Annotated in this window: 21 protein-coding genes; 8 read left to right on the top strand and 13 right to left on the bottom strand. The window is 44.3% G+C overall.

Annotated features, from left to right (window positions below):
* A partial coding sequence (locus K6984_RS29315) for a transposase (RefSeq protein ID WP_230988353.1) occupies positions 1–801 on the top strand: 801 nt, incomplete at its 5' end.
* Positions 802–941: 140 nt separating this feature from the next.
* Positions 942–1391 (top strand): ligand-gated ion channel, encoded by a 450-nt coding sequence (locus tag K6984_RS29310; protein WP_221898517.1) that lies wholly within the window; start codon positions 942–944, stop codon positions 1389–1391.
* Between the two features lie 372 nt (positions 1392–1763).
* Here K6984_RS29310 and K6984_RS29305 read toward each other — a convergent pair whose 3' ends face one another.
* The 6 genes from K6984_RS29305 to K6984_RS29285 form a co-directional block, all read right to left on the bottom strand.
* The gene (locus K6984_RS29305) at positions 1764–1973 is read right to left on the bottom strand and encodes a hypothetical protein (protein ID WP_221898515.1); all 210 of its coding nucleotides are present in this window, start codon (positions 1971–1973) and stop codon (positions 1764–1766) included.
* A 16-nt stretch (positions 1974–1989) separates the two neighbouring features.
* Positions 1990–2508, bottom strand: a complete 519-nt coding sequence (locus K6984_RS29300; protein ID WP_221898514.1) for a hypothetical protein — start codon at positions 2506–2508, stop codon at positions 1990–1992.
* A gap of 149 nt (positions 2509–2657) precedes the next feature.
* Positions 2658–2786 carry a hypothetical protein gene (locus K6984_RS35460; RefSeq protein WP_263458596.1) on the bottom strand — a complete coding sequence of 43 codons (129 nt, stop codon included), beginning with the start codon at positions 2784–2786 and terminating at the stop codon, positions 2658–2660.
* Positions 2735–3070, bottom strand: a complete 336-nt coding sequence (locus tag K6984_RS29295; RefSeq protein WP_221898513.1) for a hypothetical protein — start codon at positions 3068–3070, stop codon at positions 2735–2737. Before K6984_RS29295 ends, K6984_RS35460 begins: the two co-directional genes overlap by 52 nt.
* Positions 3031–3759 carry a transposase gene (locus K6984_RS29290; RefSeq protein ID WP_221898512.1) on the bottom strand — a complete coding sequence of 243 codons (729 nt, stop codon included), beginning with the start codon at positions 3757–3759 and terminating at the stop codon, positions 3031–3033. The genes K6984_RS29295 and K6984_RS29290 overlap by 40 nt, the downstream gene beginning before the upstream one ends.
* A gap of 44 nt (positions 3760–3803) precedes the next feature.
* Complete coding sequence (locus tag K6984_RS29285) at positions 3804–3998, bottom strand: hypothetical protein (protein WP_221894995.1); 195 nt, start codon at positions 3996–3998, stop codon at positions 3804–3806.
* Between K6984_RS29285 and K6984_RS29280 the strand changes: the two genes are divergently transcribed.
* Positions 3955–4098, top strand: coding sequence for a hypothetical protein (locus K6984_RS29280; protein WP_221898511.1), 144 nt, complete (start codon positions 3955–3957; stop codon positions 4096–4098). The two genes, K6984_RS29285 and K6984_RS29280, sit on opposite strands and share 44 nt — an antisense overlap.
* Positions 4099–4388: 290 nt before the next feature.
* Here the strand turns inward: K6984_RS29280 and K6984_RS29275 are convergent, their stop codons facing one another.
* Positions 4389–4592 carry a DCC1-like thiol-disulfide oxidoreductase family protein gene (locus tag K6984_RS29275; protein WP_221898510.1) on the bottom strand — a complete coding sequence of 68 codons (204 nt, stop codon included), beginning with the start codon at positions 4590–4592 and terminating at the stop codon, positions 4389–4391.
* A 90-nt stretch (positions 4593–4682) separates the two neighbouring features.
* On the opposite strand from K6984_RS29275, the gene sseA reads away from it, so the two are divergent.
* Positions 4683–5534 (top strand): 3-mercaptopyruvate sulfurtransferase, encoded by an 852-nt coding sequence (gene sseA, locus K6984_RS29270; protein WP_230988352.1) that lies wholly within the window; start codon positions 4683–4685, stop codon positions 5532–5534.
* Here the strand turns inward: sseA and K6984_RS29265 are convergent.
* Positions 5450–5713 (bottom strand): hypothetical protein, encoded by a 264-nt coding sequence (locus tag K6984_RS29265; RefSeq protein WP_221898509.1) that lies wholly within the window; start codon positions 5711–5713, stop codon positions 5450–5452. The two genes, sseA and K6984_RS29265, sit on opposite strands and share 85 nt — an antisense overlap.
* A gap of 12 nt (positions 5714–5725) precedes the next feature.
* On the opposite strand from K6984_RS29265, the gene K6984_RS29260 reads away from it, so the two are divergent.
* On the top strand, positions 5726–5947 hold the full coding sequence (locus K6984_RS29260; RefSeq protein ID WP_221898508.1) for a hypothetical protein: 222 nt from the start codon (positions 5726–5728) through the stop codon (positions 5945–5947).
* Here K6984_RS29260 and K6984_RS29255 read toward each other — a convergent pair.
* On the bottom strand, positions 5889–6749 hold the full coding sequence (locus K6984_RS29255) for a transposase (protein ID WP_221898507.1): 861 nt from the start codon (positions 6747–6749) through the stop codon (positions 5889–5891). The two genes, K6984_RS29260 and K6984_RS29255, sit on opposite strands and share 59 nt — an antisense overlap.
* A 12-nt stretch (positions 6750–6761) precedes the next feature.
* Here K6984_RS29255 and K6984_RS29250 point away from each other — a divergent pair, with 12 nt between their 5' ends.
* Positions 6762–6923, top strand: a complete 162-nt coding sequence (locus K6984_RS29250; protein WP_221898506.1) for a hypothetical protein — start codon at positions 6762–6764, stop codon at positions 6921–6923.
* On the opposite strand, the gene K6984_RS35455 is transcribed toward K6984_RS29250, so the two are convergent.
* The 4 genes from K6984_RS35455 to K6984_RS29240 form a co-directional block, all read right to left on the bottom strand.
* Positions 6870–6998, bottom strand: a complete 129-nt coding sequence (locus K6984_RS35455) for a hypothetical protein (protein WP_263458919.1) — start codon at positions 6996–6998, stop codon at positions 6870–6872. The two genes, K6984_RS29250 and K6984_RS35455, sit on opposite strands and share 54 nt — an antisense overlap.
* Positions 6999–7025: 27 nt before the next feature.
* Positions 7026–7277, bottom strand: coding sequence for a hypothetical protein (locus K6984_RS29245; RefSeq protein WP_221898505.1), 252 nt, complete (start codon positions 7275–7277; stop codon positions 7026–7028).
* A 183-nt stretch (positions 7278–7460) separates the two neighbouring features.
* The gene (locus K6984_RS35450) at positions 7461–7589 is read right to left on the bottom strand and encodes a hypothetical protein (RefSeq protein WP_263458596.1); all 129 of its coding nucleotides are present in this window, start codon (positions 7587–7589) and stop codon (positions 7461–7463) included.
* Positions 7538–8038, bottom strand: coding sequence for a hypothetical protein (locus tag K6984_RS29240; RefSeq protein ID WP_221898504.1), 501 nt, complete (start codon positions 8036–8038; stop codon positions 7538–7540). The genes K6984_RS35450 and K6984_RS29240 overlap by 52 nt, the downstream gene beginning before the upstream one ends.
* 370 nt (positions 8039–8408) lie before the next feature.
* On the opposite strand from K6984_RS29240, the gene K6984_RS29235 reads away from it, so the two are divergent.
* Together K6984_RS29235 and K6984_RS29230 are read left to right on the top strand one after the other, a co-directional pair.
* Complete coding sequence (locus K6984_RS29235; RefSeq protein ID WP_221898503.1) at positions 8409–8639, top strand: DUF2789 domain-containing protein; 231 nt, start codon at positions 8409–8411, stop codon at positions 8637–8639.
* Positions 8640–9151: 512 nt separating this feature from the next.
* Positions 9152–9398, top strand: a 247-nt coding sequence (locus K6984_RS29230; RefSeq protein WP_221898502.1) for a helix-turn-helix domain-containing protein, incomplete at its 3' end; no start/stop codon positions are given.

Raw genomic sequence — 9398 nt, 5'->3', positions numbered from 1 at the left:
TTATTAAAAGAGTTTAAAGTTGCGCATAGCCTTATTAAAATTAAAGGCGTACTGTCTGATGCGCTGTATGGTGAAAAAGCCTTTATGGACGAAGCCGCTAAAGAATCTGGAGGCTCGCAGGTGATTAGCCAATTACGTAAAAACCAAAATATTGAATATAGAGGTAGAATAAGGTCAGTCGAGAGCTACTTTAATTCGATTAACAAAGGCATTGATCAGATAATACGTGTACGTGGCGGCAAAGAGATTAAAGTGACTGTCAGCAGTACACGATTAAAGGTGAGTTCACACAGTAAAAAACGCTTTGTCATTGCCTTAAAATATGACGGTGAAAACGACTATCGCTATTTAGTGGCGACAGACCTGACTTGGCGCACACAAGATATTATTCAAGCCTATACGTTGAGATGGCTGATTGAGGTTTTCTTTGAGGACTTGAAGCTTTATGAAGGATGGGGGCGTGAGGTCAAACAATTAGATGAAGAGGGATCAAGCCGTGGCCTGATTTTGAGTCTTTTGTTTGACCATTGCCTTCTCCTTCACCCAGAGCAAATAGCCCGCATTGAAAGCAAACTACCTGCGTATACCGTAGGAAGCTTACAGCGCAAGTCTCAAATGGATGTACTGCTTGAGTTCATCACGTCATTGCTAGAGTTTCCAGATCCTGGTGATAAGCTGAAAGAGTTAGGTGAATTAATAAAGGATGTGTTTCAACTGATGCCATCAGGAAAACATATGATTGGCAGAGATTTAGGGCGCTTAGGGCCAACAGCATCATTAAAGTATTGTTCTACTGGGTGAAGGTAAGAGTTTGATGGCAATGGGATGGAAAAACTTGAACATCGAGTTATAACGAAACCACCGGATCTCACCAGCTATGATTACACGTCTGTTGTTATTGCTTACTCTGCTATTAACCAGCGCTAAATAGCGCTGCTGACATCTCGCGTCCGGGGCTAGAATCTCAGTCGGCAACGACTATCTACACCGCAATATTTGTCACCGATGTTGATGAAGTAGATAGTGCAAGCCAGAGTTTCGTTGCTAATGTCTATGTTGAATTCCGCTGGCATGATCCACGCCTGGCAGCAGCCGACAGCGTCTCCCAGAATGTTGCATTCGACAAAATATGGCACCCCAGAATACAAATAGTCAACCAGCAGCACCTTTTCAAAACTTTCCCTGAATCATTTGAAGTTTCAGCAACAGGTGATGTGACTTACCGACAGCGCTACTGGGGAGATTTTTCTCAACCAATGAACCTTAAAGAATTTCCCATGGATAGCCCAAAGCTGGAGTTTCAGATTGTTGCAGTTGGCTATGATGAAAGCGAAGTATTATTTGTGCAAAATCCACTGGAGCCTCTGGCCTTGCAGACAAACTATCAGTGACAGAATGGCAGGTCAGTAGCTGTGGCGCAACAAGCATGAATTATTTGCCTACAAGAAACGTAGCACCAACAAGCGGCTTCCAGCTAATAATTCATGTAGACAGAAAGGTTTGGTATTACGCCATTAACCCATCTTCGTCACTTTTATCTTTCTAAGCTATTGATTCATCGGTTTAAGCGATTTTTTGTCGAAAAATTCTCTTTAAAATCAATGGTGTTTTTTTTGAAAGTTTTGTAGTGCCATTTATATTATTTTTGTCGATAAATTCATTCGCTGAAAATCATGGAAACGGAGCTTAGCGAAGTGGTGATTTTTAGTCCCTGATACTCGATGTTCAAGTTTTTCCATCCCATTGCCATCAAACTCTTACCTTCACCCAGCAGAACAATACTTTAATGATGGTGTTGGCCCTAAGCGCCCTAAATCTCTGCCAATCATATGTTTTCCTGATGGCATCAGTCGCTGAAAATCAGGGAAACGGAGCTTTAGCGAAGTGAAGATTTTTAGTCCGCGATAGCCGTAGGGCCGTTGTTTTGTCGGAGTCTGAGCGTTAGCGAAGGTGGAGACAAAATAAAAGGCCATCCGACACGGCGTCAAGTCATTTGGAGCCTATGTTCCGACCCCTTGTTGGGTCGGGACGAGGTGACGAGGACGAATCGGGGCCGCCGGAGGCATAAGTGGTCGCGTTAAGTTTTTGCTGCTTGCTTGGGCTGGGATGCCCAAAACAAGCTTTCGCAAAAATAGCGACTCCCCGATGAAACACATCCTTTATTAATTCACCTAACTCTTTCAGCTTATCACCAGGATCTGGAAACTCTAGCAATGACGTGATGAACTCAAGCAGTACATCCATTTGAGACTTGCGCTGTAAGCTTCCTACGGTATACGCAGGTAGTTTGCTTTCAATGCGGGCTATTTGCTCTGGGTGAAGGAGAAGGCAATGGTCAAACAAAAGACTCAGAATCAGGCCACGGCTTGATCCCTCTTCATCTAATTGTTTGGCCTCACGCCCCCATCCTTCATAAAGCTTCCAGTCCTCAAAGAAAACCTCAATCAGCCATCTCAACGTATAGGCTTGAATAATATCTTGTGTGCGCCAAGTCAGGTCTGTCGCCACCGCTGAAAATCAGGGAAACGGAGCCTAAGCGAAGTGATGATTTTTAGTCCGCGATAGCCGTAGGGCCGTTATTCTGTCGGAGTCTGAGCGTTAGCGAAGGTGGAGACAAAATAAAAGGCCATCCGACACGGCGTCAAGTCATTTGGAGCCTATGTTCCGACCCCTTGTTGGGTCGGGACGAGGTGACGAGGACGAATCGGGGCCGCCGGAGGCATAAGTGGTCGCGTTAAGTTTTTGCTGCTTGCTTGGGCTGGGATGCCCAAAACAAGCTTTCGCAAAAATAGCGACTCCCCGATAAATAGCGATAGTCGTTTTCACCGTCATATTTTAAGGCAATGACAAAGCGTTTTTTACTGTGAGAACTCGCCTTTAATCGTGCACTGCTGACAGTCACTTTAATCTCTTTGCCGCCACGTACACGTATTATCTGATCAATGCCTTTGTTAATCGAATTAAAGTAGCTCTCGACTGACCTTATTCTACCTCTATATTCAATATTTTGGTTTTTACGTAATTGGCTAATCACCTGCGAGCCTCCAGATTCTTTAGCGGCTTCGTCCATAAAGGCTTTTCACCATACAGCGCATCAGCCAGTACGCCTTTAATTTTAATCAGGCTATGCGCAACTTTAAACTCTTTTAATAAGCCTAATGCAATCTCTGTTTTGGTCGGGTAGGCACTGTCACGTTCAGGCTTAATAGGCCGGTCTTTTTTTGCTATACCGCTATTTTTCAACCGTTTATCTTCTTTATCCCACTGCTTTAAGGCTGGATCCGGCATATAAAAGAAAAAACCGACAGGCACTGTAATGGATGAGGTAACTAGCAGCAATAATACTATCGTTTGTCCATTAACATACCCGCCGGAGCCTTTGTGTTTCTGCTTGTAACCCTTATAAATACGTTTTGTAGACTTAGATCGTGCTCGGTCTGATTCATCAAAGGCCAACACACCTTCAGTAATGCCATAACGTTTTAAAATTAAGACCACACTCACCCGTAGCAACCAGTCCCAGGGTATACTTGCTTTACGAAACACCCAGGATAATGCGGCTACTTTGCAATCTCCAAGGCTTGCTCGCTCAAACTTAGCCCAGCAAACAGAGTTCATTAGCAGTATGCCCGTTAAACAAGTGCCCAACCAAGCGGCTTGAATCCGTGTCAAAGCGGCTCCGGGTTTTAGCTGATTGAGCGCATCATTTAAATCGTCAATATAGCTTTGGATAAAGGTGGCTGGGGCATTCATTAACATGGGCTTACACCGATAAAATTACAACAACCTCAGAATACCTGATTTTACCTTCTCAATATCAAAAACTTGAACATCGAGTGATAGGCGACAGGGCAATTCGCTGATTCGACGTGTGCTAGCAGCACGCGAGAGGAGCAAGAATTGCATTCCGAATAGCCGTCCAGCCAGTGAGGTAGTAATGACGAAGCGGCTTTTGTGCGTAGTCGTTGCGGACGCAGGGCGTTCAGGGCATCTCCCATCCGCTGCGTAGGTGAACGAATTATGGCGACAGGAGTCCCAGAATTTCGTGAGGTAGCATGGCGCGCCTGGACTTTTGTCAAAAAAATCATCATTATTTGAGTGTAATTTACATGCGACAAAAATACTCTAAAAAATCCAACGTTTTATACAAAAACACAAAATCTGTAGTGCCAACTGGCTACTTTTTAAAATTTCAACAAATTGATTTATAACAACTACATCATCAATAGTGACGAAGATGGGTTAAAATCATTATCCCCTTCATCAGTGTTCCCATTGAAAGAAGAAGTACCTAAACAAAGCAGCCTATAACCTACCTGAAGGTAGCACCACTCGAATATTTCCATCTTTCGCTAAAGCTCCGTTTCCAGGATTTTCAGCGTACGAATTCAGGCTTTAACATACAGCTCAGTAATTGCCTTATGTGGGTCGATACCTAAGTCACGCAGCGCCTGATCCTGTCCTGTAATATCTATCCAGCAAACATTTCCACCCGTTTTCCCTGCAAGCTTTTCATAGGTTTCCCTGCCTTTAATACATTTTGGACAGGCACCATCATAATAAACACATATCTTTCCATTATCCTGGTTCATTGCTACTCCGGTTAATCACTGTTATTGACATTATGACCTTACGGCTTTATAGTACAAGAACTTATGTTAAACTTTCTGCAACAGGGGACTTTGGGAATAACAATGACTGACTCGGCACTGGTAAGCTGTACATGGTTAGCAGAAAATCTTGCTAACCCGAAGCTAGTTATTCTTGATGCCACGTTCTACCTGCCTAGACAACAACGTAATGCTAAAGAAGAATACCAGCAACATATTCTCGGAGCACTGTTTTTTGATATCGATCAGGTTGCGGATCAATCTAGCCCCTTGCCGCATACTATACCCAGTGCAAACCAATTTTCTGATGCGGTTGGGAAAATGGGGATAGATCACAACAGTCATATTATTATCTATGACAATAATCATTTTTTTGCAGCGGCCCGGGTCTGGTGGATGTTTCGCATATTCGGACATACATCAGTACAAATTCTGGATGGTGGCCTCAAACACTGGAAGCACAAGAATTTTCCGCTAGACACAAAGCAGCCATCACCCATCAGCAAACTTTATAAGACCGACTATCGCCCTGAGCTAATTTGCGATTTAACACAAATGCTGAAAATTCAGCAATCAGGCGTACGGCAGATTCTTGATGCACGTTCAGCAGATAGCTTTCAAGGACAGCGCGCACTAGCCGCAGCAGATCTTCGACCCGGTCATATTCCACACAGTATCAATCTGCCGTATGCCCATTTAACTGACGCTGAACACGGTACATTATTATCCAGACAAAAATTACACCTACTGTTTGAAAGTACCCAAGTCAACTTGTCACAACCGATGGTTACTAGCTGTGGCTCAGGTGTTTCTGCAGCTGTGTTATTATTGGCTTTATATCAAATAGGTCTGACTAATGTACCGATGTATGATGGTTCCTGGGCGGAATGGGGCAGACAGGCTGGCACGCCTATCGAACAGTAATATAACGGGTCATGGTTTCTCAACAATATTTTTAACCACCATGCTATCGCTGTCAGCCCCGGACGGGCTGATAGTCTCCAGAAGGCGCAGGGAAATTTGCCAATCCGAAGTGCGCGATAGCGCGCGAGGGAGGCTAAAATTTTATCCCGAATAGCCGTAGAGCCATTTGTGGTAGCCATGACTGAGCTGCTTTGTGCTCAGTCTGTGGCGGACGCAGGGCGGCTGGAGCATCTCCTATTCGCTGCGTAGGTGAACGAATTACGGCGACAGGAGTCCCGGAATTTCGTGAGGTAGCATGGCGCGCCTGTCAGGGGGATTATTATGCAAAAGCGAATTCTTTTACTAATGAGGCCATCAGTGTTCCCCTATCAATTGAGGCCGTGAAACTAACCTCGCCACAAGAGAGCTCATAAAGCACTGTAAAGACATTCCTGTTATTATTGCGTTTTGAACTGCCCGAATGGTATACGAGCTGATACGAGATATTCTTGCCTGGAAAAATAATGGATTCACAAAACGATCTCGTTTTTGAGCCTGTTGCTGCCTAATCTCCAGAGCCTCGCTATATTTTTTATCCGACGGATGAATCAATTCTGGCTGTTGTGTTTTTGAAATCTCTTCAAACACGCGCGTTAAATTATAGCTCATTGCAGTCATGCGCATTTTATTTTCAAGTGAGCGGGTATTGGAAGACCAAGCTTTAGTTTCCTTGAAATTACTTTTAGTGTTATTGAATGTCTTTTCAATCGTCCATCGCTTGAAATACAGCATGGCAATGGTTCCAGGGTTAATAGTCATTGGCAAGGTTGTCACAAACCGGTGAAGTTTTCCGGTTTCTGGATCACGGTAATCCACCAGGTTAAATTTGATGCCCTTGTTTTCGTACACACTGTATGCTTCAACCCCTGTATTGATCTCATGGCGGGAGTCAAAAGGGATAGACTCAACCAGAGTCGCAATTGAATTTTCTTTTAGCATTGAAATCATGTAATTAGCATGTCGTTTCTGCCGATCCCACCAGACAAAGTCGGTGACGGCTTTATCGTAGACATAGAGATGTTTCTGAGAGCTGTTATTTCCCTCGCTGAAAATCAGGGAATAGGCGCGCCATGCTACCTCACGAAATTCCGGGACTCCTGTCGCCGTAATTCGTTCACCTACGCAGCGAATAGGAGATGCTCCAGCCGCCCTGCGTCCGCCACAGACTGAGCACAAAGCAGCTCAGTCATGGCTACCACAAATGGCTCTACGGCTATTCGGGATAAAATTTTAGCCTCCCTCGCGCGCTATCGCGCACTTCGGATTGGCAAATTTCCCTGCGCCTTCTGGAGACTATCAGCCCGTCCGGGGCTGACAGCGACGGAGCCTAAGCGAAGTGATGATTTTTAGTCCGCGATAGCCGTAGGGCCGTTGTTTTGTCGGAGTCTGAGCGTTAGCGAAGGTGGAGACAAAATAAAAGGCCATCCGACATGGCGTCAAGTCATTTGGAGCCTATGTTCCGACCCCTTGTTGGGTCGGGACGAGGTGACGAGGACGAATCGGGGCCGCCGGAGGCATAAGTGGTCGCGTTAAGTTTTTGCCGCTTGCTTGGGCTGGGATGCCCAAAACAAGCTTTCGCAAAAATAGCGACTCCCCGCTGTTTTGCTTTTCAATATGATCTCGTAACACAGGTATTTCTTGATGTCTCTGAGTTCCGTTTGTCACCAGACAAAGAAATCTGAGCAACCCACTTCTGATATTCAACGCGTAAATCCCCCCGGCCGCCTGAACTTTCCCCCGCTGAAAATCAGGGAAACGGAGCCTAAGCGAAGTGATGATTTTTAGTCCGCGATAGCCGTAGGGCCGTTATTTTGTCGGAGTCTGAGCGTTAGCGAAGGTGGAGACAAAATAAAAGGCCATCCGACACGGCGTCAAGTCATTTGGAGCCTATGTTCCGACCCCTTGTTGGGTCGGGACGAGGTGACGAGGACGAATCGGGGCCGCCGGAGGCATAAGTGGTCGCGTTAAGTTTTTGCTGCTTGCTTGGGCTGGGATGCCCAAAACAAGCTTTCGCAAAAATAGCGACTCCCCGATTGCTGTTTTTTTTCAGTATGGCAGGCATGATCAATAAAATGTCCATCCGCTGCTTCTATGGTGTATTCGTCAAGTTCCGGGAATGCTTTAAGATAATCAGTGCCTTGCGATAGCAGTGTTTCAGAGTGAAGATGATAGCTCTGCTGTTCAAATGCCTCAAGCATACTTGTTCGTCTATGCGACTTCAGTGATTTAAAATACGTTGAGTGGGGAAGCAGCTGGCCATAAATCTGTTCATTGGTTTGGAGGAAATGGCGACCACTATCGACTACACTGATACAGCGTAATAACCCAAGGCGAATAAAGTCGATATCCTTCAACTCTGGGCATGAACGAGCCCGCAAAGGATGACGCTCTGCTAACAGGGCGCGTTCCATACTTTCATTGCAGTGTTGGTGAATATGTTCAGAGAGTGGTAGGTCTTTAAGCATGGGTGATATCCGGTTATGAGGTGATTAAAACGGAAATTTTTAGAAAAATTTTTTCGGTAAATGCAAGCTTTATTTGAAATTATTTGTTGTTCTTTTACGGTGCCTACAGAGTGTCTATTTGCTGTTATAAGTGATTAAAATCAAAAAGATGGAAATATTCGAGTGGTGCTACATTCAGGTAGGTTATAGGCTGCTTTGTTTAGGTACTTCTTCTTTCAATGGGAACACTGATGAATGAGGCTGTTAATTCTGGGGGCATGTGATGATGTCCCGGGGCAGTATCGGCATGACAAAAATCATCATACGCAGCGAGACCAGATAAACTCCGCTTTCTTATAGTGCTGTATATCCGGACTTTAGGGGGAAGATAATGGAAGCATCGATACATACTCTGGCGGCTCTTTTTGATCAATTAGGGCTAGACAGCTCAGACCGGACAATTCATGCCTTCATCAATAAACATAAGCCCTTGCGCGGAAGTGTGGACTTATATCAGGCAGAATTCTGGAGTCCATCGCAAGAGGCTTTTTTACAACAGGCAAAAGATGCAGATGCAGACTGGGCTGAAATAGTTGATCAACTGAATGCGATGCTGCGTTAATCCATTCAATCAACAGCATTGCAGTAGGTGAATAGGCTTGATTTTTATGTGCTTTGGGGTAAAGATTCAGGATAGTTTCGCACAATAAGCTTTCATGGACTACCCGGCTGTCAAACAGGAGTTATAGACTTTCAGAAAATTAATTTCCGAACAAACAAAAACGACAGAGGGGAAACTGGCTTATAATTTTCGTTCCAACACTAACGGAAACAGTCAAAAATGGTATCCCTCACTTTTTCAAAGTCAATTGTAGACCGACTAAAAAAAATATGGCGACAGCTCTCAAGCTAAGTAATATTTGTTTATATCGATTAACTCAAGCTCTACTCTGGTTCAGTGAATGCATGGGAATCAAAGAAATAGCACGCCTAATGTGAGTCTGTGAAAAAACCATTATAAATTGGCTGAAAACATTCATGCATAAAGGTGTCGGTTGATTAATAGGGCAACACTATCAAGGACGTGGTCGGAAGTCAAAGTTAACTAAAGACCAGAAAAATAGATTGGTTGAGTTGATAAAGAAAGGCCCAGAAGACAATGGATTTCATTGTGGAATATGGAATACTGCGATGATTGCCGAGCTTATTTGGTTAAAATTTGAAGTTCGTTATAACTTGAACTATTTATCAAGCCTAATGAAAAAACTGGGCTTCAGTTATCAAAAAGCTCGTTTTGTGACTGATCGCCAAGAAGAAGAAAAGTACGAGCTTGAAAGAAAAACGTGGCTGGAAGAAACATTGCCTGCCATTATGGAAAAGG

The sequence above is a fragment of the Bathymodiolus japonicus methanotrophic gill symbiont genome (assembly GCF_019721995.1).
Classification (GTDB): domain Bacteria; phylum Pseudomonadota; class Gammaproteobacteria; order Methylococcales; family Methylomonadaceae; genus Methyloprofundus.
The sequence above is the reverse complement of the archived record's forward strand: the minus strand, read 5'-3'. Positions and strand labels throughout refer to the sequence as shown.